Origin of the sequence: Fusibacter sp. A1, assembly GCF_004125825.1 — a bacterium.
Taxonomy (GTDB): Bacteria; Bacillota; Clostridia; order Peptostreptococcales; family Acidaminobacteraceae; genus QQWI01.
The window spans coordinates 227,263-251,047 of the sequence record NZ_QQWI01000001.1 but is presented as its reverse complement, the minus strand read 5'-3'; the positions used below and the strand labels follow the sequence as shown (position 1 = coordinate 251,047).

15 protein-coding genes and 1 riboswitch are annotated in these 23,785 nt (G+C 42.3%); of the genes, 9 read left to right on the top strand and 6 right to left on the bottom strand.

Translation table 11 applies throughout. From position 1 onward, the window contains the following. Positions 1 to 7: 7 nt before the first annotated feature. The 4 genes from DWB64_RS01020 to DWB64_RS01005 are packed head-to-tail and all read right to left on the bottom strand — an operon-like array spanning position 8 to position 2,686. A complete protein-coding gene (locus DWB64_RS01020; protein ID WP_129486316.1) occupies positions 8 to 595 on the bottom strand; it encodes an electron transport complex protein RnfA in 588 nt (195 codons plus the stop codon). Continuing rightward, the gene (gene rsxE / locus DWB64_RS01015) at positions 588 to 1,181 is read right to left on the bottom strand and encodes an electron transport complex subunit RsxE (protein ID WP_129486315.1); all 594 of its coding nucleotides are present in this window, start codon (positions 1,179 to 1,181) and stop codon (positions 588 to 590) included. Before rsxE ends, DWB64_RS01020 begins: the two co-directional genes overlap by 8 nt. Continuing rightward, positions 1,174 to 1,773 (bottom strand): FMN-binding protein, encoded by a 600-nt coding sequence (locus tag DWB64_RS01010; RefSeq protein ID WP_129486314.1) that lies wholly within the window; start codon positions 1,771 to 1,773, stop codon positions 1,174 to 1,176. The genes rsxE and DWB64_RS01010 overlap by 8 nt, the downstream gene beginning before the upstream one ends. Before the next feature lies 1 nt (position 1,774). Continuing rightward, positions 1,775 to 2,686, bottom strand: coding sequence for an RnfABCDGE type electron transport complex subunit D (locus tag DWB64_RS01005; RefSeq protein ID WP_164980149.1), 912 nt, complete (start codon positions 2,684 to 2,686; stop codon positions 1,775 to 1,777). A gap of 169 nt (positions 2,687 to 2,855) precedes the next feature. On the opposite strand from DWB64_RS01005, the gene DWB64_RS01000 reads away from it, so the two are divergent. The 3 genes from DWB64_RS01000 to DWB64_RS00990 all read left to right on the top strand — a co-directional run bounded on the left by DWB64_RS01000 (position 2,856) and on the right by DWB64_RS00990 (position 15,238). Then, the gene (locus DWB64_RS01000; RefSeq protein ID WP_243118931.1) at positions 2,856 to 4,031 is read left to right on the top strand and encodes a YibE/F family protein; all 1,176 of its coding nucleotides are present in this window, start codon (positions 2,856 to 2,858) and stop codon (positions 4,029 to 4,031) included. Positions 4,032 to 4,216: 185 nt separating this feature from the next. Continuing rightward, positions 4,217 to 11,260: an S-layer homology domain-containing protein gene (locus DWB64_RS00995; protein ID WP_129486312.1), complete on the top strand. Its 7,044-nt coding sequence runs from the start codon at positions 4,217 to 4,219 to the stop codon at positions 11,258 to 11,260. A gap of 384 nt (positions 11,261 to 11,644) precedes the next feature. Then, positions 11,645 to 15,238, top strand: coding sequence for an Ig domain-containing protein (locus DWB64_RS00990; protein WP_129486311.1), 3,594 nt, complete (start codon positions 11,645 to 11,647; stop codon positions 15,236 to 15,238). 117 nt (positions 15,239 to 15,355) lie between these two features. On the opposite strand, the gene DWB64_RS00985 is transcribed toward DWB64_RS00990, so the two are convergent. After that, positions 15,356 to 15,799 carry a hypothetical protein gene (locus DWB64_RS00985; RefSeq protein ID WP_129486310.1) on the bottom strand — a complete coding sequence of 148 codons (444 nt, stop codon included), beginning with the start codon at positions 15,797 to 15,799 and terminating at the stop codon, positions 15,356 to 15,358. Between the two features lie 231 nt (positions 15,800 to 16,030). Here DWB64_RS00985 and DWB64_RS00980 point away from each other — a divergent pair, with 231 nt between their 5' ends. Both DWB64_RS00980 and DWB64_RS00975 read left to right on the top strand, forming a co-directional pair. Next, positions 16,031 to 16,573, top strand: coding sequence for a dihydrofolate reductase family protein (locus DWB64_RS00980; RefSeq protein WP_129486309.1), 543 nt, complete (start codon positions 16,031 to 16,033; stop codon positions 16,571 to 16,573). Between the two features lie 99 nt (positions 16,574 to 16,672). Further along, on the top strand, positions 16,673 to 17,485 hold the full coding sequence (locus tag DWB64_RS00975; RefSeq protein ID WP_129486308.1) for a hypothetical protein: 813 nt from the start codon (positions 16,673 to 16,675) through the stop codon (positions 17,483 to 17,485). Between the two features lie 131 nt (positions 17,486 to 17,616). On the opposite strand, the gene DWB64_RS00970 is transcribed toward DWB64_RS00975, so the two are convergent. Further along, a complete protein-coding gene (locus DWB64_RS00970) occupies positions 17,617 to 18,972 on the bottom strand; it encodes an MATE family efflux transporter (RefSeq protein ID WP_129486307.1) in 1,356 nt (451 codons plus the stop codon). Positions 18,973 to 19,199: 227 nt separating this feature from the next. Here DWB64_RS00970 and fliB point away from each other — a divergent pair, with 227 nt between their 5' ends. The 4 genes from fliB to DWB64_RS00950 all read left to right on the top strand — a co-directional run bounded on the left by fliB (position 19,200) and on the right by DWB64_RS00950 (position 23,781). After that, positions 19,200 to 20,432, top strand: a complete 1,233-nt coding sequence (fliB, locus tag DWB64_RS00965) for a flagellin lysine-N-methylase (protein ID WP_129486306.1) — start codon at positions 19,200 to 19,202, stop codon at positions 20,430 to 20,432. A gap of 54 nt (positions 20,433 to 20,486) precedes the next feature. Further along, the gene (locus tag DWB64_RS00960; protein WP_129486305.1) at positions 20,487 to 21,776 is read left to right on the top strand and encodes an MFS transporter; all 1,290 of its coding nucleotides are present in this window, start codon (positions 20,487 to 20,489) and stop codon (positions 21,774 to 21,776) included. Positions 21,777 to 21,810: 34 nt separating this feature from the next. Continuing rightward, positions 21,811 to 21,925, top strand: a riboswitch (FMN riboswitch). A gap of 122 nt (positions 21,926 to 22,047) precedes the next feature. Continuing rightward, the gene (ribD, locus tag DWB64_RS00955) at positions 22,048 to 23,136 is read left to right on the top strand and encodes a bifunctional diaminohydroxyphosphoribosylaminopyrimidine deaminase/5-amino-6-(5-phosphoribosylamino)uracil reductase RibD (protein ID WP_243118930.1); all 1,089 of its coding nucleotides are present in this window, start codon (positions 22,048 to 22,050) and stop codon (positions 23,134 to 23,136) included. A gap of 3 nt (positions 23,137 to 23,139) precedes the next feature. Next, entirely contained in the window at positions 23,140 to 23,781 is a 642-nt protein-coding gene (locus DWB64_RS00950; protein WP_129486304.1) for a riboflavin synthase, read from the top strand. Positions 23,782 to 23,785: the final 4 nt, after the last annotated feature.

Genomic DNA, 23,785 nt, shown 5'->3' with positions numbered 1-23,785 from the left:
CTCCCAGCTATATCCGTACAAGACCTGAAAACCCTAAAAAGGTTAAAGCCATGATACCCGCGGTGATGAAGGTTATGCTCGCGCCCCTAAAATTTTCAGGAATAGGAGCCGATTTTAGTTTATCCCTTATTCCCGCCATGATGACGATGGCAAGTGTCCATCCTATCCCTGAACCTAATCCAAAAAAGACAGACTGCAGCAAACTGTATTCCCTGATGACCATGAAGAGTGAAGCGCCAAGGATAGCACAATTGACCGTGATGAGTGGTAGAAAGATTCCAAGTGCGTAATAGAGAGCCTTGAAGTACCTGAAAATGAACATTTCGACAAGTTGCACAAAAGAAGCGATCACAATGATAAAGATAATGAACTTGATATATTCAAGCTCAAGCGGAACCAGTATTTGATAATAGATGATGTAATTGATGGATGTCGTACAAACCATGACAAACGTCACCGCTTGACCAAGATTAAGCGACGTTTTTATATCTTTTGATACAACGATGAAAGAGCACATGCCAAGAAAGTTGGAGAGCAGCATGTTGTTTGTGAAGATTGCAGCCATGAAAATAGCGAATGGATTTATGTCAACCATGGTCAACCCTCCTTTTCATTTTGTTATAAAGGAATATCAATAAACCGATGACAAAGAAAGCTCCAGCAGGCATGCTCATGATCGACCAGTTGGTCCACCAGGATCCTAATACCCTAATTCTAAAAATTGTGCCGAATCCAAGCAGTTCTCTGATGAATGCGATAAAAAGGATGACAAGTGAGAACGAAAGGCCCGAGGCTACTCCATCCAGGAATGATTTAAAAGGAGAATTATGCTGGGCATACGCCTCACATCGGCCCATGATGATGCAGTTTGTGATAATCAAGCCGACATATGCGCCTAAGGCTTTGCTGATGTCCGGTATGTAATACTTTAAAACGATATCCACGAGTATGACATACCATGCGATGACAAGCACCTGTACGAGCATTCTAATATGCTTGTCGGCATAACGTCTCAGGCATGAAACAGTAAACTCAGACATGGACGTCACGAAGATTAGGGCGATACCCATGACTAAGGCGTTTTCCATCAAGTTTGTGACTGCCAACAAGGGGCATATCCCCAGTATGTTTCTAAGGATCGGGTTGTTCTCAAACAATTGATTCTTCAGAATACTATTCATGTAACTCCTCCTCAATAATCTTTTTGATTTCAAGGATACTGTCGTTAAGGACTACGGAGATGGAGTTTACGGTAATAGTGGCTCCTGTTATCGCATCTAGCCCATCTTCACCAAAATAGACATACTCCCTTTCTCCAGAAATATCGAGACCGCGGAATTGCTCTTTAAACCACAGCTCATCGATTCTCGCACCTAGGCCTGGTGTTTCCTCATGATCTACAAAAACGAGTCCCAGGAGTTTCTTAAGCTCGTTGTCCATCGCAATAAACCCGGAAATACTTCCCCACAAGCCGTTAGCTGTAAAAGGAAAGGAGTATCCGATGAGGTTCTCGTCCTGATAATAGGTATAGTAGTGAATTCCTCTTAATCGATTTTCTATAAGATTGGAATTGAAAAGCGAATAGATCTCCTCTTTCGATTTATCGACAGTATCGATATCAAAGGTATAAAGAATTGATTTTTGCCTTTCAAAATTATAATTGACATCAATCTGATGTTTGGTGATCGTGTTGACATACCCTAGAATCAGACCAAGTAAAAATGCGAATAGGGTAATGGCGACAATCGATGTGGTGGTGTTGAATCTCTTCATATCACACCTCGCCTCTTATCAAATATTTTGTAAGGTAAACATCCATGATTGGAGTCAACATATTGGCAGAGAGGATTGCAAACATCATTCCACCTGGAAAAACTGCGAACGTCCTTAGTGAGAATGTGATGAATGCGATTAGAACGGCATAAAGATACTTTCCGATCTTGGTTTTCGGCGATGTGACCGGATCGGTGGCCATAAGAAAGACGCCAAATAGAAAACCACCGCTAAATACGGCGTATAAAGGTTCCTGCACGTTCATTTCCAAAAGATAGATAGCGACATAACTGATAAGAAAATAAGAAGCAAGTATGCCTAAGACGATCTCTTTTGATATGATTTTTTTTATCAGCAGGACAATACCGACAATGAGGATCAGAAAGGCGCTTGTTTCGCCGATACTGCCTTCTGTAAGTCCGAAAAACAATTTACTCAGTAGAGTTGTCTGACCTGACCAGCGATAGTTGAGAAGCGGTGTCGCACTTGTGATGACGGTTGTCTGCTGACCGATATAAGTTGCAAAGCCTCCCCAGCCGGTAACCAGCGGTCTTGTCCATACTGTAGTCAGCTCTTTATTGAAGGAAACATGCAAAAACACCCTAGCGACAAGTGCAGGGTTGAATATATTGAATCCGTATCCTCCGTAGACGCATTTTGCGAAGAAAACGCCAAATACGATACCAAAAATACTGAGATGAAACGGAAACATCGGTGGTAGTATCAACGTGTATAATATTGCAGTGATGTGGTTGTCCTTTTGAGGTTTTTTTTTGAAAAAAACAGCTTCGGTCGCATATCCGGCTATCAAGTTGACAAATGCCAACAACAATACCCTGTATCCAAATAGGTAAGTGGAAAACAGTATAATCACAAATAAAGTGGTAAGAAAGATGGTTTGTTTGTCTTTCATGGCGACCTCCTGTAAACATGAAGCTTTTTTATTATTACCCATATTCTGATAAGTTGATTCAGCTTTGAGGATGAAAAACAATCATTGAAAGAAGTATTATATTTTCATATACTCGAATAGATAGAGAACGCTATTATTGATAATTTATGGATTGAAAGAAGGTACTCAGTTGAAAGAGAAGAAGTTTAATTGGATTCATGGCGGCATCTTGGCTGTCGGCTTATTGGTGTTCCTTGCTGTTGTTTATTGGATAAATTTACCGGTAGATGGTGAGGTGGCAACTGCCGCGAGCAAAATGATTTTTGAAAGGGCACATGTCACAGAGCTTTTGACTGACAGCGCTTCTGAAGATACTTGGACAGAGGGGCACCGGTTGGGAACACAACAAGTTGTTCTGACAATCGATAGTGGAAAGCATAAAGGACAGGAACTTATTGCTGTCAATTATTTGAGCGCTTACGGAAATATTGATCTGAAAGAAGGTACCAAAGTCATCGTTAAGTTAGATTATGAAGCGAATGGACAAGTTTACATAGCTACAATTTCGAGCTATGATCGGAGCGTAGTGGTAATTGGACTGGTTGTGATATTTGTTACTTTTTTACTGCTTTTTGGTGGAAAAAAAGGATTGTCCGCCGTGCTGGGACTCGGTTTCACTGTATTCAGCATCTGGTTTTTCCTTATTCCGCTGTTGAAGCGTGGTTATTCTCCGATACCTGCTGCAATCGCCCTTGTGTCAATCACGACATTTGCTTCACTGACTTTCCTCAATGGATTTTCAAGAAAAACACTGGGTGCTGCGATTGGCTGTATTGGAGGTGTAACCATAGCTGGTCTGGTAGCATATGCTGCGGGAAGCCTTACTCCACTAGATGGCTTTAATATGCCTGAAGCGGAGGAGCTGATTTTAAGATCGTCTGGCAGCGGCCTTGCAATAAGCGGATTACTAGTGAGTGGCATCTTGATAGCTGCTCTAGGAGCTGTGATGGATGTCGCGATGACCATCACCTCGGCAGTAGCTGAGCTGCATGAAATGAATCCGAAAGCAAAGCGAAGCGAGCTGTTTAAATCGGGGCTGAACATCGGAAGGGATGCGATGGGGACGATGTCGAATACCCTGATTCTAGCTTTTGCGGGAGCGTCTTTGAACATGCTTGTTCTATTTAGGATTTTTGACTATCCTTACCTCCAGATCTTCAATAGTGACCTGATGACTATTGAAATCATACAGGGACTTGCCGGTTCGATAGGTATCGTTTTGACAGTTCCCTTAGTAGCGGCACTGAGTGCCAACATGTATGGTGGAGGGTCAAAAAACACTGAAAATAAGCCATTGTTGCAATAGTTAGAAGATTGAAACAAAGATAAAAATTCTTATTAGTTAATCTATACAAATCGGAACTAAGCTTATTGACACCATATAAATTTTTTATTACAATTTCTTCACAGGACAACTCAGTGACAAAATGCCATCGATCTCCATTCGGTGGCTATTTTTGTCTCTGAACACAACGATCTTAGGGGGTCAATATGAAAATTAAGTTTAAAAGGCATTTAAGTATGCTTCTGGCTTTTTTGTTGGTTTTTGGTACAGTAATCGTACCTATGCCGACTTTTGCGCTAGATGCGGCAAATCATGTGATCATTAGTCAAGTCTACGGTGGCGGTGGTGGAACCAATGCGCCATATACTAATGATTTTATCGAGCTTTATAATCCAACCGCTTCAGCGGTTGATCTGACTGGATGGTCAGTGCAATATGCCAGCTCAACTGGGGCCTTTTCAGGGATCACAGAACTGACAGGTACCATTGATGCAGGTGCACATTACCTGATTCAGGAAGGTAGCGCATCATCAACCGGTGCTCCACTACCGACACCTAATGTGATTGGAACTATTGGAATGAGCCAATCAAAAGGGAAAATTGCTCTGGCAAAGAATAACGAAAATGTTACAGGAAAAGACGATACGGACGTTGTAGATTATGTGGGATACGGTTCTGCGACTGAGTTCGAAGGATCTAGCGCCGCTCCTGCACCATCTAGTACTAATGCCATCGTAAGAATTGCTGAAGGTCTTGATACGGATGACAATGGAGCGGATTTTGAGGTAACTACTCCTAATCCTAGAACTGGAACTCCAAGTGCAGAAACTAAATGCGCCACTCCTACTGCAAGTATTGGAACAGCGACAATAAATCCGGACACTGAGATAACGTTTTCAAGCAGTACAGAAAATGCTGTTATCCAGTACAACACGGTTTCAGCTGACGAGGTGAACTGGACTACTGGCTCATCTATCAGAGTCACTGTCGATTCAACTTACTATGTTCGCGCATCGAAGGAAGGAATTTCAAATAGTGATGTAGCTACATTCACGTACACTGTGAATGCCTCTAATCCATCATCAATAGCTGATGTAAAAGCTATGGATGTAGGAACTGAAAACGTAAAGACAAAAGGGGTTGTTTCTTATATCAAAGGAACAAGCGTTTATATACAAGACAACTCAGGAGCGATGTGCCTGTATCTTACAGCAAGTGCCTCTGGATTGAAGGTTGGTGATGAAATCATCGCCATTGGAAAAAGAGCAGTTTATTACAACCTGATTCAATTATCTGGGGTGAATGAATCTGTGATAACCATTGTATCGTCAGGTAATGAAGTCCCTGATCTTGGTACTGCTACGATAGCTCAACTGATTGCCACGCCAGAAGGTAAAACCGCAGGTTATGACCACATGTGTGAAATCATCGGTCTTGAGGGTGTTACACTGACAGATACATCAACACTTACTCAAGGTGAGTCATCTATTAAGATTTATCCTTCTGTTGATTTGTCTTCTTTTGTTGGCATTGTAGCGGGTGACGTAATCAACGCTAAAGTTCGTATGTATGCTTACAAAGACACATTGGAAGTAGAAATCGTTGATATGAGCAAGGTTGGAAGTGAGGATAAGCTGCTTATCATCTCTACACCCGAATCGGGAATCGTTGAAAACGGTACACTTATTACTCTCAAGAGCAATAAAGACAACGCAGTTATTTATTATACTGTAGACGGAAGTCAACCGACAACTGGTAGTGCTATCTATGTAGACGGAGTTGCAATCAACGGCTCTGCGGGTGATGTGATCACGTTGAAGGCGCTTGCGACATCTGAAGGCATTGCTAACAGTGATGTACTGACCTCGGAATATACGATCAAAGACCCTAATGCTATACTTACTATTAAAGATGTACTGAGTCTGCCAAGCGGGTCTAAGGATATCATGGTTACAGGGCAGATTGTTTATTTTGCTACAGGTTATGGCAATCCAATTATCCAGTCTGTCGTAGACGGTGAAACTTATTCACTATATGTTTATGGTGCCGCTCCAGAAGGTGCGAAAATTGGTGATGTGATCAAGATGAAAGGAAGCTATACGGTATATAACGGATTACCTGAACTTACCAGCGTCCTATCATCAGAAATAATCTCATCGGAAACACCGATAGCTGCTCAAGAAGTCACAATCAGTGAACTTACTAAAGATGGTCTTACCATGCTTGGCAGATTTATAAAAATCAAAGATGTCACACTTGGTGAATACAAGTCTTCTGGATCTACTGTGATCACAGACTCGACAGGTTCTATCAACATATATAAGGCAACTAGCTATCCTGTACAGGTTGAGGCCAATGACGTTGTTGACGTCTATGCCATGGTCGCATGCTACAAGACTTCTGTACAACTATATGTGGGAACAAAAGAAGCCAATGGATTTAATATCTACGATGTGGTGAACGATACAAAAAATCCAGTAGTTACCTTAAACGAAAGCTACCTTGATGCAAGACCAAACACTGATTACACAATTGCAATCAGTGCTGAAGACAACAAAGGCATTCAAGATGTGAAAGTCAATTATGTAATTGGCGATACTATGGTGAAGGATAAGGTGATGACGTATGATGAGACTACAAGATCTTATAAGTACGTAGTAGCTGGTAGTGAAATCACTGCTCAAGCCGTAGACATCGTATTTACTTTTGTCGCTACAGACGTTACAGGGCTTCAGACTAACGCCGAATGTACTATCCTAGTTGACAACAAACCTCATATCATCGCTGTGACACCTGAAAGAAATGGTAGCACAGGAGAAGATAAGTCACCTTTGGTCTCTGCGACACTTGAAAATGCAGGAGCAAATCCTACTGTCAAATTGACGCTTAAAAAAGGTGAGGAAATACTGATTGACAACCTCACGATGCAAACAACTGTTCAGGATGTCACTTATAGCACTCCGACCCAATCACTTGTGGACGGGAACTATAGCGCTACAGTAACTGTTACTAGAGAGGATGGACAAAGTGCATCGTTTACTTGGACGTTCACTGTAGGAACTCCTCGGTTTATGCCATACTTCGGTCAATTACATGGACATACCGCTCAGTACTCGGACGGTTCTGGTACACTTACCGACGGTCTGAATTATTTAGCAAATATTCCATCAGCAGATAATGTTGATTTCGTATCCTTTACAGATCATTCGAATTATTTTGATTCCACTTCAGCATCAAACCCTGCTGAAGCGCTGAATGACAAAACGTTGATGACTTCATCAAGTCTTGAATTATGGAACTCGTATGTTTCTACAATGGACACATTTAACGAAAGTCATGCGGGATCAGTACTTGCGTTCCCAGGTTTCGAAATGACTTGGTCAGGCGGACCTGGACATATCAACACGTTCAACTCTGTCGGTCTTATAAGTAGAAACAACAAAACGCTTAACAATAAAACCGGCGATGAAGGTATGAAAGCATATTATGAATCATTGATTCAAAATACTGATCCACTTGCGAACTTATCGCAGTTCAATCATCCTGGTACTACCTTCGGAACTTTTTCTGACTTTGCGTATTGGTCACCAGCCTATGATAACAAGATGGTTGCTATCGAGGTAGGTAACGGTGAAGGAGCGATTGGATCTGGCGGTTACTTCCCAAGTTACAGCGAATATACGAAAGCTCTTGATAAAGGATGGCATGTCGCTCCTACCAACAACCAAGATAACCATAAAGGTCGTTGGGGAAATGCCAATACGGCTCGTACTGTCATCATCACAGATCAGCTGAGCAAACAAGGTTTGCTTGAAGGTCTAAAGAATATGTCTTTATATACAACTGAAGACAAGAATCTTAACATCAGCTATTCAGTCAACGACCAAATGATGGGAAGCGTTATCGGAGTGATTCCAGAGACGGCACTTCAATTTGTGGTCAAAGTGGATGATCCTGATAGTGATGATGTGATCTCTAAAGTAGAAATCGTCTCAAACGGTGGACGTGTTGTTGCAAGTAAAGCATTTGACAGCAATGCTGTTGATTGGAATTTTGAACTTCCTTCAATACAAGGTTATTACTATGCGAGAGTAACAGAAGCCGATAAAAATATCGCTGTAACCGCACCAGTGTGGATAGGGCAAGCGCCACTTGTTGGAATCAGCTCGTTTGAAACTACAACTAAACTACCGGTTACAGGTGAAGCAATCAACTTTACGACAACACTGTTTAATAATGAAACAGAAACAGTAACTGTAAAGTCGATTGAGTACAAGCAAGGAGAACAAGTTTTAGGTTCTGAAGCATTGAACAATGAAATTGTTTCAACGGGCACATTGAAACATACTTTCGAATTTACTCCGACTGAAGCAAACACAACTAAATTGACAGTAACAGCGGTTGTTTTAGTAAATGGGCAGGAAAAAACATTTACTCAAGATTTGGAACTCAATGTACGTGATGCTCAAAAACTTGTTTATGTAGGTATTGATGCAAGCCATAACAATGAATATGTAAGTGGTAATTATAAGGACAGTATGGGTAACTTTGCTGACATGGCAGTAAACTCAGATGTTCGTGTTGTTGAACTAGCAACAAGCGAAGAACTTATTGCAGCAGCACAAAATCCTAAGTTCGAGATGCTTATCTTGACACCTCCTACGCGACGTAACGGTAATGCTTTCCTGATTGGATTCAAGAGTTACTCGGATGAGGAAATCGCTGCGATCAAAGCATTTGCGCAAACCGGTAAAGCAGTGATCATCACTGGCTGGGGCGACTACTATGAAAGTTATAGCAAATACTCGGATGGTACTGAGTTCACATTACCAGCCGATGAGCAAATGTCAGCTCAACAGAATAAATTGCTTGCGGCACTGGGGTCAAATCTAAGAGTGTCAGATGATGAAGTGAAGGACAATATCAATAATGGTGGACAACCGCAACGTCTTTATCTGACAGAATACAATTTGAACAATGAATTTGTGAAGACTGTAATTCCAGCAGAACAGGTATATTCTTGTTACGGTGGTTCAACAATCTATGCGATCGGTGAAGATGGTTTGCCTAGCGCGACATTACCTTCTGTGATCAGTCCTATGGTATACGGATTTGAAACAAGCTATTCATCTGATGATGATAAAGACGGCACTACAGGTATTGAAGGAGTCAGCGTACCTAAATACTCAGATAAGTATATGGTTGCGGCTTCAGAAAAAGTAACTTACGAAAACGGAAATACTGCTACAGTAATTGTCGCAGGATCTGCGTTTATGAGTAATTTTGAAATTCAAGTTGCAATGGATAGTTATGCGACTCCTGCTTACAGTAATTTTACTATCTTAGAAAGCATAGTGAATTCTGTTAATGAAGTTGAAATTTCAGCCATATCAGCTGTACATGCTGCAGAAGAAGGAGAAATATTCACTATTCAAGGTACTGTGACATCAAATGCTTCTGGTTATGACAAGGATACAGCATTCTTTGATTGTATCTATGTACAAGATGGCACTGCAGGAATCAATGCATTCCCTGTTGCAGGTGATGTTAGAGCAGGTCAGACTGTTCAAATAACAGGTAAGTCAAGCTCATACAATGGAGAGCGTCAAATCGCTGTTCAAAAGATTACAATAATTGATTCAGAGATAAACCCATTACCATCGCCAATTGTAGAAACTACAGAAGAGGCATCAAATGGTAACAGTTTGGGAAGTCTTGTCAAGGTATCTGGTGAAATCACAAGCATTGAATACTCTAATAATGTTGTGGAAAGTATTTATGTAAAAGATAGCACAGATAAAGTCTGTCGTGTATTCATCGACGGTTATATCACAAAGGACAAATCCATTGATAACTTAGCAGTTGGATCAAACATAACAGCTACTGGATTGTCTTCAATTGATACCATGGGACCACGAGTAAGGGTTCGTGACCGAGGCGATATTGTATGTACTATAGCTGAGAAGGATAAAGATAAAGACAAGGACAAGGACAAGGACAAAAAGGAAAAGAACAATCCTAAAAAATCGGATGATACAGTAATCAATACTCCACAAGTACCTGAAGGCTCAGCAGTTGTAAAATCAATTACTGTTGCTCAGACGGTCAAAGTGAACGGTAAGATAACAGCAACAGTAGAAGCAGCTAGTGCGGCTCAATTACTGGATGAAGTGAAGCTTGCAGAAGCCAGCGGTGGAAAAGCAGTACTTGAGTTCAAAGTAGATACAACTACTGAAGATAATAATGTGGAAGTGGTTATACCAAAGGATTCATTCAATCAAATCGCGACAGAATCAAATGTCAAAGTCAAGTTCAACACTGGATTAGGCAGTATTCAATTTGCAGGTGAAGCAATCAAGTCGATTAATTCAGAAGCAGCAGATGCAGACATCACAGTCGGTATCGCAAAAATTGACACTAAGACACTTTCGAGCAATGTACAAAAGAAAGTTGGCGACAGACCAGTCTACGATTTCGCTGTAACAGCTGGTGAGAAGCAGATCACATCCTTTGGAAAAGGTGCTGTTCTGATCAGTTTGCCATACACGTTGAAAGCTAATGAAAAGAAACATTCAATCGTTGTCTACTATGTGGATGAGGATGGAAAACTTACTAAAATCAAAGGAAACTACAATGAAGAGACAAAGAGCATTGACTTTGTAACTTCTCACTTCTCAACTTACATGATCGGATACGATCAGAAACAGTTTGAAGATGTTACAGAATCCAACTGGTATTACAATGCAGTTTCTTATGTCGCAGCACGCGATATAGCAAATGGTACAAGTGGATCGACGTTCAGTCCGGATGCTAATATCACAAGAGGTCAGTTTATTGTCATGACTTTGAGAGCATTTGGAATCGAAGCGGATGTCAATATGACAGAGAACTTCTCAGATGCGGGAGATACTTATTATACAGGTTACCTAGCGACAGCTAAACGTCTTGGCATCTCTAACGGAATCGGTAAGAATATGTATGCTCCAGATGCTGCAATCAGCAGACAGGATCTGATTACAATGCTTTACAAGACACTTTTAGTAGCAAATGAGTTACCAGAAACAGCATCTGAAAAGAATTTAGGTGACTTCTTAGATACAGATATGATTGCTTCTTATGCCAAAGAAGCGATGAGAATCTGCGTTGAAGCTGGAGTTGTTTCAGGAAACAACGAAAAGTTGAATCCAAAAGGTTTGGCGACTCGTGCTGAAATGGCGCAACTATTGGAGAATCTACTTACCATCAAGTAGAAAGTCAAAAATTCATAGGCAGTGAACTAAGCTAACTAAAAGACTCTCATCGGTATCGGTGGGAGTCTTTTTTCAGGCTCTAAGTCATTAAATAGTGGAATCAGTATAAGTGTATCTTAAAAGACTCGGCCTGAAGCCTGCAATTGTGCAAGGTATGGCGTAATTGAAAAAGGATATTGTTAGTATGATCCACAATTGATATTGAGTATAAATCTAAGTAAAGTTTCGAGTGCGTAAAAAATAATTTTTGTGTATGAATATTACAAAACGTTAAAATAATAATGACATTATATTTATCATTAGTTTATAAAGCTAATGAATTTTTTTTATGTTATATTTAGGAAGTCAGAAAATTCAGATATAGAAAATTTAGGGGGAGTTAATATGAACAAGGCAGTGCTAAGGAAGAGTTTAGCGTATTTATTAGTGGCAATACTTTGCTTCAGTAGCAATTCATATTTTGCTGCTACGGTGGCAGACTATACTTGGAACAATGAGATACCAATCAAGTATCCGAGTGCTGAAACAAACAACGGTAAGTTGGTATTATTTGATAATTCACATGCAGAAACAGCCGGTCAGGCAGACTGGGTTTTAGACGGCGCATTTTCAGATTTTGCAGATGATCTTGTGGCGCATGGCTATACTGTAAGAGAATATCGCGGCATCGACAAGAACAGCGATGGTGTGATCAGATTTTATGATGATAGGCAGCCGGAAAACGTTTCGATAAATGAGGCGGTAATCACCTATGACGCGATCAAGGATGCCGATGTGTTTATCATGGCAGAGGCAAATCGCCCATTCACGATTTCAGAATACGCTGCGCTCAAGCAGTTTGTTGATGCTGGCAAAGGGATCTACTTTATTTCAGACCACTACAATGCGGATAGAAACTTAAACACTTGGGATTCAACAGAAACCTATAACGGTTACAATAGGTCTACAGACGCCGCTTACAATATGGGTGGCGAATATGGCGACCTGCGAAATCCGCAAGATGCCACAAAGGGCTGGTTGGCTGAAAACTTTGGGGTTAGATTTAGGTTCAACGCGATGAATCTTATCGCAGGTTTTAGCGGAATCGCTTCACCTTCAGATTCTGAAGGTATCACTCAAGACGTGCAACCTATTCTAATGGCTGCAGGTTCAACCCTTGCCATTGTCGATGGCAACAAGGCAAAAGGTATCGTTTATCTTTCGGATACGGATTTACCGACCAAATGGAACAATGCTGCTGATGAGGGCATCTACTACGGCGGTACTGCTGAAGGACCTTATGTTGTAATTTCAAAACCAAGCGCCGGAAAGGCCGCGTTTATAGGTGATTCATCACCGATTGAGGATGATACTCCAAAATACAAAAATCAAGGTTCTGGAAGTGCAAAATCAACTCATCCGGGTTACAAAAGCGCTGGAACTGCAAATATTCTTTCTGTGAACATCGTGGACTGGTTATCGACGCCAGAGAGCTATATCGGCTTTGACGGTGTCAACCATTCAAAAGGCATCAACACACCAAATCCACTCGCACCTTCTGAAATGAACCAGACTCAGGCGGAACCATGGGCGACACCTACTTACGACCCCTGGAATACAGATACCTATGCATTTGATTCTTATGGCGCGCCTCAAGGAACCATACCAGTCGCTGTGACGGGCGTGACTCTAAACACGAGCGCCTTGACACTTGACCAAGGTCAAAAGAGCATTTTAGTTGCCAGTATGCTTCCAGCAGAAGCGACCAACACAAACGTTACTTGGACCAGTAGCGATTCAAACATAGCGACTGTTGTGAATGGAGTTGTGAAGGGTGTTTCTGAAGGGTCCGCAGTAGTGACGGCAACCACAGAGGATGGCAATAAAACTGCAACTTGCGCCGTTACAGTAACAGCGAATGTCGTTGCGGTAGTAGTCAATGAGGGCTTTGACAGCGTGATAGGGTCAAGTTCTAGCATTTCGTCGGGAATTCCTGCAGGTTGGACAGTCTCATCAGGTGTCGGCGTCTATACATCAACAGGGAACTTTGGCGCCTCATCACCCTCTTTGAAATTTGGTTCTACAGGTCAACAGATAGAAACAGAAACATTTACTATCAATAACAACGCGACCTTGTCATTCTGGTTAAAGGGTAATGCAACAGATAACCTATCCAGCTTATTGATTGAAAAATATGAAGGCACTACTTGGAGCACGGTTTCACTTGTATCAAACTTACCAGCAGTAGAAACTACTTTGAACTTCAACGTTTCAAGTGATACAAATAAGTTAAGGTTCACCTATACAAAAAGCACAGGAAACCTGGCTATCGATGACATCAAACTAGAAGCCGCAAGCTCGTCTATCGCAGTGCAAGGTGTGACGCTAGATGTAACCAGTGCATCGCTAGATGTCGGCCAGCAGCTTTCACTGGCAGCTTCGGTCTTACCGACAGACGCATCTGATAAATCAGTCACGTGGAGTTCAAGCAATGAGAGTGTTGCGACAGTAAGTTCGGGAACAGTGACAGCAGTTGCTGAAGGTACTGCCGTGATAACAGTTACGACAGTAGATGGCGGTAAAAAGGCAGCCTGTTCTGTAATAGTCGCTCCATCAGCACCGGTTACGCTAATTGATGAAGGATTTGACGGAGTCGTTGGATCTAGTTCGTCAATATCCTCCGGACTTCCTACAGGATGGACAACAAGTTCTGGCATGGGGGTTTATACAAGCTCAGGCAACTACGGAAACTCGTCTCCATCCATCAAGTTCTCGAGCACAGGTCACTCGTTAGTGACACCGACATTCAATTTAACGGCTCAGGGTACTTTGTCGTTATGGGCAAAAGGAAATGGAACAGATGCTTCTTCTATGCTTCTGATTGAAAAATATACGAACAACTCATGGAGTACACTGACAAGTCTTACTAACTTGCCTGTAAACGGCACGGTTATAAACGCTTCTGTACCACAAGGTGTCAGCCAGTTAAGATTTACTTATACAAAAAGCACAGGCAATTTAGCAATCGATGACATTAAACTGGAAGGTACAAGTTCTGTCATCGCAGTAACCGGTATCACACTGGATAAGTCAACTCAGTCGATGGATACAGGAAGCAGCTTTACGTTAAACGCATCGCTTGCGCCTATAGAAGCTACCGATCAGTCTGTGACATGGTCAAGCAGCAACAGCGCTGTAGCTACGGTTAATAACGGTCTTGTTACCGGCATCAGCCAAGGTACAGCGGTCATAACTGTGACATCCACTGACGGAAATTATACAGCGACATGTACAGTGACAGTGACAGATCCTGTGATTCATGTGGCGAGTGTCGGACTTGATAAGACAAACGTTGACATGATCATCGGTACGACGAATGTTTTAGTGGCGACGGTTCTACCAACCAATGCGACAGATCAGACGGTAATTTGGACTAGTAGCAATTCAAGTGTAATCACAGTAGCAAATGGAAACATCACAGCTGTTTCTCCGGGCACGGCAGTGGTTACGGCTACATCGGTGGATGGCAATATCGCTTCAAGCTGCACAATCAATGTGACGCTTCCTCCGGCACCGACTTCAATAAGTGAAGGTTTTGACAGTGTGATAGGAACAAAATCGACAATCACATCTGGTATTCCTGCTGATTGGACATTTTCTGATGGTTTAGGTGTATACACCTCAAATGGAAACTACGGTCAATCCGCACCATCGATTAAGATGAGCTCTGCCGGAAATCAGATCACTAGCCCTGAGTTTTACCTGATGGGTAACGGATCAGTGAGCTTCTGGATAAAAGGTAACGGTGTAAACAGTGCTTCTTACCTGTTGGTTGAAAAGTTTGATGGCACAAGCTGGTCACAGCTTGATAGCCTATCTTCATTACCGACAACTGGCACAACTGTTTCGATTGCACTTGATAAAAGCACATCTCAACTAAGATTTACTTATTTTAAGAGCAGTGGAAATCTTGCTATTGACGATATTAGTATTCAGTAGTGTGATTTTTTAAAGAGAAGCTATGTAACGATATTACAAATCCCCTGTATGCGTATGCAAACAGGGGATTTAATTTAATTTTGAAATAATTTACATCGATCTAATTCTGTGAAGCTCTTAATCCAAAGCTTTGTTTCTCATAACGGAAACACAAAAATAGATACCAAGTAAAAAAACAGCTACTGCAAAGCCCAATAGGACATACGAGAATAATGTCCGTTCAAAACCGCCAACAGTCAATGTTCCATTAATAAAGATCGAGTCCCCATATAAATCGGTTAGTTTTCTTACCAATTGGTCCAACACGTTTTTTTCCAACGAATCAAATCGAATTAAAAGAGAAATCTCGCCACGGACTTCTTTATCTTGTGAGATGCTTAAAGTGCTGACTTCTTCGTTAAGAGTAGCCCTTATTTGATTAATCTCAACATCTTCAGTAAGAGTAAGTTGGATCTGACTGAATCCGTCTTGATTGGTAGTCTTAATAAAGTCTAAGATGAAACTGGAACTGATGATCAATAGAATTATGCCTAAAATAAAGGATATGAAATTTTTTCTCATTTTACCTCCTTGAAAAACTACAGTGAGTCAGTTGGTTTAATGGTAAAGATGATACTTTATAATTAGTAACTTATTACAATAATGGCTAGTTACAGTATAACACAAATTAATGTTATAATAAGCGAGAGTGAAGCAGTAATCAAATGATAACTTGTAGTATATTGCTAGCTAATTACAGTATGTCTACCTTATAAAATCAAAGTGAACTATATAATGAGCGGAGGAATATAAATGTCAAATAAAAGAAAATTAATCCTATTCATTGCCACAAGTTTGGACGGGTATATTGCGACAGAAAAGGATTCTTTGGAGTGGTTATTTAAAATAGAGGGTGAAGGAGATAACGGTTACTCCGAATTTTACAATACTGTCGATACTATTTTGATGGGCAGAAGAACATATGACTGGATAATGGATATGGAAAAAGGAAATTTTCCTTATAAAAATAAAAAATGTTATGTGTTTTCGAAATCAACATGTGAGAAAAACGAGCATGTGGAATTTATTAATAGTGACATAGTTGAATTTACAAATAGAATAAAGGAGTCAGAGGGACAAAACATATGGATTGTTGGTGGCGGAAATCTTCTTCAGTTCTTTATTAAGGAAAGATTAGTCGATGAGTTTATTATTACTATAGCACCAACTATAATAGGTCGTGGGATACCGCTATTCAAAGAGTTTGATTTTGAAACGGAGTTGAAGTTAAAGGGTATGAGGCAGTTCAATCAATTTGCTGAACTTCATTATGAACTTAAGAAAACAAACGATTAATGATTAAAGAATATCGTAATTCTGAAACTGTTTTGCTAAGGTGGGAACTATTTATTTAGATCAAGCGTCTTATACGTATCAATGAAAAGGAGAATTACGATGAAAAAATTAATAGCGTTTGGTCTAATCATGGCGTCACTGTTTACTGTAGGATGCCAAAAACAAAGCACTGATAAGGATGGTGTCGTTACACAGGCAACTGATACTGCAAAGGAAATTACACAGGAAACATCAAAGGAGACTGCCGTGACGACAAGCCCAGAACAACCGCGCTTTGATATTGTTGGTGAAGTGATTCAGATTGATGAAGGTGAGATCCACGTGCTTACTGGTGACATAGCTGCTGTGTATAAAGCCGATCAAGCGGATATTGATAAGCTCTATTTGGGCGAGACGGTAATACTAGTAGAGAAGGAAAATGGAGGCTATAGCGCTGTGCCTTATCTTATTGAAGACTTTTCAAGGAGATTTACTTCAATGGGACTTGCGATTGAATCAACACAAGGCGTTCTGGTTAGCGTAATTGAAGTGGACGGTCATCAGACCGTTGAGATTCAAGTTAAAGAGGAAGTCATCAGCAGTGACTATTTTGGTGAGACAAAACTTGAAGTAGGTAAAGCCTATGATATCGACCTGATCAGAAGAGGCGAGAACGTAAACATCGCAGAACTATACGATGTGTCTGCATATATCAAAATTGAAATTCTAGCCATTAATAAAGGTGACGAAGGACAAATGGTACTCTATGGCAAAAGCACTGATGATGGAGAATATTATGTGCCGACCTTTGAGGCGGTAAAAAACTTTAACCTTAGTGAACTTATGGTTGGAGATGAAGTCGAATTTTATCCTGTTGTGATCATGGAAAGCTTTCCGATGCAAGTGGTTACGAATAGAATCAATTTAAAATAACTTCTAACCCTATGGTGAATTGCAATGTTTATCTATTACAATGGATTGACTGAAGTTTAGTATGATAAAATGATGAAACCCCTTATTGGACTTACAAAGTCTGATAAGGGGTTTTTGAATGATTTATGCAATTATGAGGCCTTTTCACTTAAGGCTTTTAGGTTGGTCGGTGCCAGAATTCGATTGCCGAAGTACATGCTGACCATTCCAACTAGAACTTGTCCTGTGGCCAGTCCTGCGATGAGGAGGGTGAAGGATATTCTGGAACCAAAGAACATGAGCGGCAAAAGGATGCAGATGGTGCCGAAAGCGTTTATCTTAAGCGCTGTCAGGGACTGACCGATTGCGTTGAGTGACTGGTTGGTGAAGTTGTATAGATTAAGGCCTATGCTTGCTATCGTCATCACCCTTAAGTAGGTGACAGTCAGGCCGACTACTGCTGGATCTTGTGTAAATAGAAGCACTACAGGCTTTGCAATGACAAGGATGAGTAGAAACATGCCCGTACCCACGACAAATGAAGCGCGGTTGAGCAGTCTACGGATGTCCTTGACTCGGTCAAAAGCGCCGGCACCGTAGTTTTGACCCACTAGCGGAACGATACTGATACCGATGGCTGTTGCGATCATCAGTGAGAACCCTTCGATTCTGCTACCTGCTGCAACCGCTGCGACTGCCAGTGTTCCACCGGTATAGGCGGCAAGCGTGGTTAAGGCCATTCGAACCAACTGAGGGATCAGCGATACTCCGATGCCCGGTATGCCGATGGTAAGAATTTTGGACCAGGAGTCTAGGATTTCCTTATATTTTGGCACATGAAAGTCAATCAACTGATGGTAAAAATGGTTGAAAGAAAGCGTCATGACCATGCCCACTGCCCTTGATATCACCGTAGCAATGGCCGCACCCTGTATGCCAAGCGCCGGAAAACCCAACCACCCGAAGATAAAGATCGGGTCTAGGATCATATTGAGTAGCGCGCAGGTGATCATGACCTTAAAGGGACGATAGGTGTCACCGACAGCACGCATGGCCGCATCGCCGATGGGCGGCATCAATACGACGATGACAAAGGAATACCAGACGGTCATATAGGATTTTACAAGGGGAAGCGTATCCCCTTTGGCGCCCAGCAGCGGAAACAGCAGGTCCATGGTCAAGAGCCCCAAGGTCGAAAAGATGGCGACGATTACGATAGAAAGCAAAATGCCGTCGGTTGCCGTTCTGCGCATGGTCTTGCGGTCTTTGTTTCCTGCGGCTCTTGAAATTACAGAAGCGGCTCCTGTGCTGATTCCTGAGGATATGGCACCTGCGATCATGACGATCGGAAAGGTGAATCCCATTGCTGCAAGTGATTCTGTACCCAGTTTACCTACAAAGTAGGTGTCGGTGAGGTTGAACAGCGAAAATGCGAGCATACCGCCTATTGACGGTAGGGCCAGATGATATAGGTGGTTCAGCAGTTTACCTTGTGTCAGGTCTTTCATAGGTTGTCTCCAATCTTATGGATAAATGTAACAGGAGCTACATGAAATTATTTAGGGTCTCTTAATATAATACACTGTTTTATCAGATTGTGGAAATGATATCGTCTAGGGTTAGCTTGAAGGACACACTATTTACTAGTAAAATCATAACGTTTATACTAGAGTAATATGTAAAGAACCATAATTTTGGGTATGTATGATAGCAAATGACGACTGTGAGGGATGAAATGGTTAATGAGCGTATTAGACGCATGACTTATATGAAAGATTTTAAATGTATCGGAAGCAGCTGCACTGACAATTGTTGCATCGGATGGGATGTGGATATCGATATCGAGACATATAAAGGCTACAAGAGCAGAAAAGATTCACCGCTCTTTGAAAGGTTATCCTCCGATGTGATCCTCAATAACGACTGCTATGACAAGGGAATCGATTATGGGAGAATGGTGTTATCGGGTACCAAGCGGTGTCCATTTTTAGCGAGTGACGACCTTTGCGATATTCAAAGGACCCATGGCGAAACGGCTTTATCTAAAGTTTGCAATGCTTACCCGCGTGTTGTCAATTTGGTGGATGGCGTACTTGAACTGTCTGCCACCATGTCATGCCCTGAGGTTGCCAGAATGGTTTTACTCGATGGCGGCAGCCTGATGATTGAAGAGGCGGATGTCGATGCGTCGCGGTTCATCATCACCCAACAGGTGGCGACGAAAGACCCTTCACTGAAACATCACCCGGCTAAGTATTTCAACGAACTTAGGGCGTTTTCGATGGATCTTTTGAAAAACAGCGACTACCCACTTGTAAAACGGCTGCATTTGCTGGGCGAGATGCACGAGCGTATTCTTCCCATGCATGCGAGCGGCAATATAGAAGGTGTACCAGCTACTCTAAAAAAATGCAAAAATAAAGTGCTGAACAAGGAGTATGTAAATTACCTTAAAAAACTCCGCCCGGACTACCGTCAGCAGCTTAACTTTTTTATTGAAAACACAAACGTTCTGGACGGTGACAAGCAAATTGAAAATCAGACGTTCGGAAAGCTTCTAAAGGCTGCAAAACAAGGTCTAGAAATCAAAAGGTCCAAACCCGGTTCGAACAGTTACTCTCTTTATGAACTTAACGCGATCAGACATGTCGAACCCTTTATGGTCAGGCATGAGCGTATTTTTGAAAACTACATCGTAAATACGATGTATAAGAGCATGTATCCATTTTCTGAACAGGGTGACCCTTATGCCGGATACACCATGCTTGTGGTGAGGGTCTTTCTTATCAAAGCGGTGCTCATAGGCCTTTGTGCAAACAAGGTAACACTGACACCAACACTTGCAGTCGAGGTGATCCAGTCGTTTTCGAAGACGCTTGAACACCATAAGACCTTCATGAACGATCTCTTGCAGCAGTTGATGGAGTCTGGATCGGATGAGTTGAAGTACTTGTCAAAATTGCTGTAACTCTAGTTAGGAATACTTGAATTAAAGTAAGCTAAGTCTGCTTGGAGGTGCTTAATGAGAAAGATCATCGAGATATTTTCGCAGTATAAAGGTTTGTCGCGTTCGGCGTATGTGATTTTTATCGGACGTATGGTCACCAATATGGGAGCCTTCATCTGGCCGCTACTTACACTGATCATGAAAGACAAAATAGGGTATAGCCCCACAACAATCGCCTATATCTTTTTAGGGGTCGGGGTGCTCTTTTTACCTGCCAATATCATCGGCGGAAAACTTGCCGATAAGTTCAGCAGAAAAAAACTGATTGTTATTTTCGACTCAATCTCGATCTTTTTCTTCATGTTATGTGCTTTTGTCGAGCCTGGTAACTTGATGATGGTCTTCTTTGTCATCGCAGGTCTGTTTGCCAATATGGAGGGACCGGCCTTCGAGGCCCTTGTTGCGGATGTGACAAAGCCCAATGAACGTGAAAAGGTATACAGCCTCATGTATCTGGGGCATAATCTGGGGTTCATGTTCGGGGCGGCCATTGGGGGTCTGCTGTTTGCCAATTACCTGAGCCTTGCCTTTGTACTTGACGGACTCACGACGCTGTCGTCCACCATATTGATTGTGATTTTTGTAAAGGTCATCGATGTCAGCTCCCTTGACGAAAGTGAAAAGAATGAGTATGAGGACACCATCGAGCATGATGCGAAGGTTTCGGGCATCTTTAAAGAGAGACCGTCGATTCTCATTCAGCTGATCGTCTTTTTCTTCGCCGCCTTCGTATACGACCAGTGGAGTTTTGTCCTTCCCATGTACATGACCGACATGTTCGGTGTGGATCTGGGGTCAAAATATTTTGGATTTGTAGCAAGTTTCAACGCGTTTGTGGTCATCTCGTGCACACCGATACTCACTTATCTTTTTAGAAGGCTGCACGAGCTACCTAAAGTGTTCATGGGCCAGCTTCTGATCGGTATCAGCTATGTCATCATCATGAACAGGCCCGCCTACTACATCTTCTTTGTGATGATGTTCGCCTTCACCATCGGTGAGATTGTCAACATGCTGGGGTCCTCTCCCTATATGTCCAGGCGTGTCCCGTCTTCACATAGGGGAAGGGTGAACAGTTTTAGGAACATCGCCTACTTTGTGGGTAGTGCAAGCGGCAGGGTCATCATGGGTTGGATCGTTGAAAAAGGTGGATATTCCACAGCATTTGCTACGGTTGCGACAATCGGTATCTTGACGACATTCATTGTCGCTGTAAACTATTTTATCGATCGTAAGGTGTTTCCTAAACTTTATGAAGGGGATTCCGTCCTCTCAAAAGATACAGTTGAAGCGGTTGAAGATTAAAATCGATTGTGTTATACTTGTGTCGATAATTGAATAGTACCTTCAGGGCAGGGTGTAATTCCCGACCGGCGGTGATAGTCCGCGAGCCTAACGGCTGACTTGGTGTAATTCCAAGACCGACAGTAAAGTCTGGATGGAAGAAGGTTTATGATGCAAAAAAACGATGTTTTTTTGTGTGTATTTTTGTATGGTCACGCCCTGAAGCTACTTCTTCAGGGCGTTTTTTCGTATTTAAGTGGTAATACCTATTGTTGAAATGAGGGATAAGGACATGCAGTATATGAAACAGGCCATCGCGCTCGCAAGGCTCGGAACGGGATATGTGAACCCCAACCCGCTTGTCGGAGCCGTCATTGTAAAAAACAACAGGGTGATCGGACGAGGTTACCATAAAGAGTTCGGAGGACCGCATGCGGAAGTCAACGCGGTTAATGACGCGACAGAAGACCTAAAAGGCGCGACAATCTATGTGACACTCGAACCATGCTCGCATTACGGAAAGACACCGCCCTGCGTTGATCTGATCATCGAGAAGGGATTTAGCGAGGTCGTGATAGGGTTAAAAGACCCCAACCCGCTTGTTGCTGGTAAAGGCATAAAAAAACTAGAGGAACACGGCATCAAGGTCACAGTCGGTATGCTCGAATCAGAGATTCGTGACATGAACCGCTATTTCTTAAAGTATATCTTAGAGAACAAACCCTACGTGACGATGAAAACCGCCATGACCCTTGATGGGAAAATAGCGACAAAAACCGGCGATTCGAAATGGATCTCGTGCGCTAGGTCGAGGGAGCATGTGCATGCCATGCGCCACGACATGATGGGGATCATGGTAGGCATAGGTACGGTACTTGCAGATGATCCAAGCCTGACGACAAGGCTTGAGCTGGTCAAAGGACTTAACCCAAGACCAATCATCGTGGATGCAAAAGGGCGATTGCCCCTTGATGCGAAGCTGCTCTCAGAGCACCAAAAGGGAGGTGTGATCCTTGCTACCACTGAACTGATAGATCCTGAAAAGGAAGCAGAACTTACCTTGAAAGGCATTGAGATGATTAAGACACCTAGCATGGATGGAAGAGTGGATCTTGATAACCTGATGGAGAGACTTTATAGTCTGGGAATAGACAGCGTACTTTTAGAGGGCGGATCAACCTTAAACGCGGGTGCGCTGACTGCTGGAATCGTCGATGAGGTGATCAGTTTTATCGCACCAAAAGTGGTAGGCGGCTACGCAGCCAGTTCACCGGTTGGCGGAATCGGTGTCGAGAACATGAGCGATGCGACCTACTTCGACCTGATAGAGGTCAAGCAGATTGAAGACGATGTGATGGTTCGTATGAAAGTGAGGAGGTGAGCGATGTTTACAGGACTTATTGAAGAAACCGGGATTGTAAAAAGAATGAAAAGAGGAAGACAGTCGATCGTACTGACCATTGAAGCAAATAAGGTGCTAAGCGATGTGAAACCGGGGGACAGCATTTGTACAAACGGCGTCTGCCTGACGGTGACAAGCCATACGGATAAGGAGTTTAGCGCGGATGTCATGCCGGAAACGATGGATAGGACCAACTTCAAGAGCCTAACGGTCGGAAGCTATGTCAACCTTGAAAGGGCGATGCTTGTAGGAAGCAGGTTCGGAGGTCATATCGTATCGGGACATATCGACGGTACGGGTGCGATCGTTAAAAGAATCGATGATGACAACGCACTCAGACTGACGATCACAGCCGGTCCTCAGGTTTTAAGGTATGTGATTGAAAAGGGATCTGTGGCCATAGACGGAATCAGCCTCACAGTGACAAGTGTGAGTGATAGAGACTTTGAGGTTTCTGTCATACCGATGACGGCAAAGGAGACCACACTGCTTGACAAGGGTACTGGAGACATGGTGAATCTGGAATGCGATGTGGTAGGAAAATACATCGAAAGGTTCGCTACCTTCAAGACGGCAGAATCACGTATTTCGATGGATTTTTTAAAAGACTACGGATTTTTATAAGGAG

Coding starts and splice junctions, on each gene's coding strand:
- DWB64_RS00950 (WP_129486304.1), top strand. CDS start 23,140: ATGTTTACAGGACTTATTGAAGAAACCGGGATTGTAAAAAGAATGAAA.
- DWB64_RS00970 (WP_129486307.1), bottom strand. CDS start 18,972: ATGAAAGACCTGACACAAGGTAAACTGCTGAACCACCTATATCATCTG.
- DWB64_RS01010 (WP_129486314.1), bottom strand. CDS start 1,773: ATGAAGAGATTCAACACCACCACATCGATTGTCGCCATTACCCTATTC.
- DWB64_RS01005 (WP_164980149.1), bottom strand. CDS start 2,686: ATGAAAGACAAACAAACCATCTTTCTTACCACTTTATTTGTGATTATA.
- DWB64_RS00985 (WP_129486310.1), bottom strand. CDS start 15,799: ATGAGAAAAAATTTCATATCCTTTATTTTAGGCATAATTCTATTGATC.
- fliB (WP_129486306.1), top strand. CDS start 19,200: ATGGTTAATGAGCGTATTAGACGCATGACTTATATGAAAGATTTTAAA.
- DWB64_RS01020 (WP_129486316.1), bottom strand. CDS start 595: ATGGTTGACATAAATCCATTCGCTATTTTCATGGCTGCAATCTTCACA.
- DWB64_RS00990 (WP_129486311.1), top strand. CDS start 11,645: ATGAACAAGGCAGTGCTAAGGAAGAGTTTAGCGTATTTATTAGTGGCA.
- DWB64_RS00995 (WP_129486312.1), top strand. CDS start 4,217: ATGAAAATTAAGTTTAAAAGGCATTTAAGTATGCTTCTGGCTTTTTTG.
- DWB64_RS00960 (WP_129486305.1), top strand. CDS start 20,487: ATGAGAAAGATCATCGAGATATTTTCGCAGTATAAAGGTTTGTCGCGT.
- DWB64_RS00980 (WP_129486309.1), top strand. CDS start 16,031: ATGTCAAATAAAAGAAAATTAATCCTATTCATTGCCACAAGTTTGGAC.
- DWB64_RS00975 (WP_129486308.1), top strand. CDS start 16,673: ATGAAAAAATTAATAGCGTTTGGTCTAATCATGGCGTCACTGTTTACT.
- ribD (WP_243118930.1), top strand. CDS start 22,048: ATGCAGTATATGAAACAGGCCATCGCGCTCGCAAGGCTCGGAACGGGA.
- rsxE (WP_129486315.1), bottom strand. CDS start 1,181: ATGAATAGTATTCTGAAGAATCAATTGTTTGAGAACAACCCGATCCTT.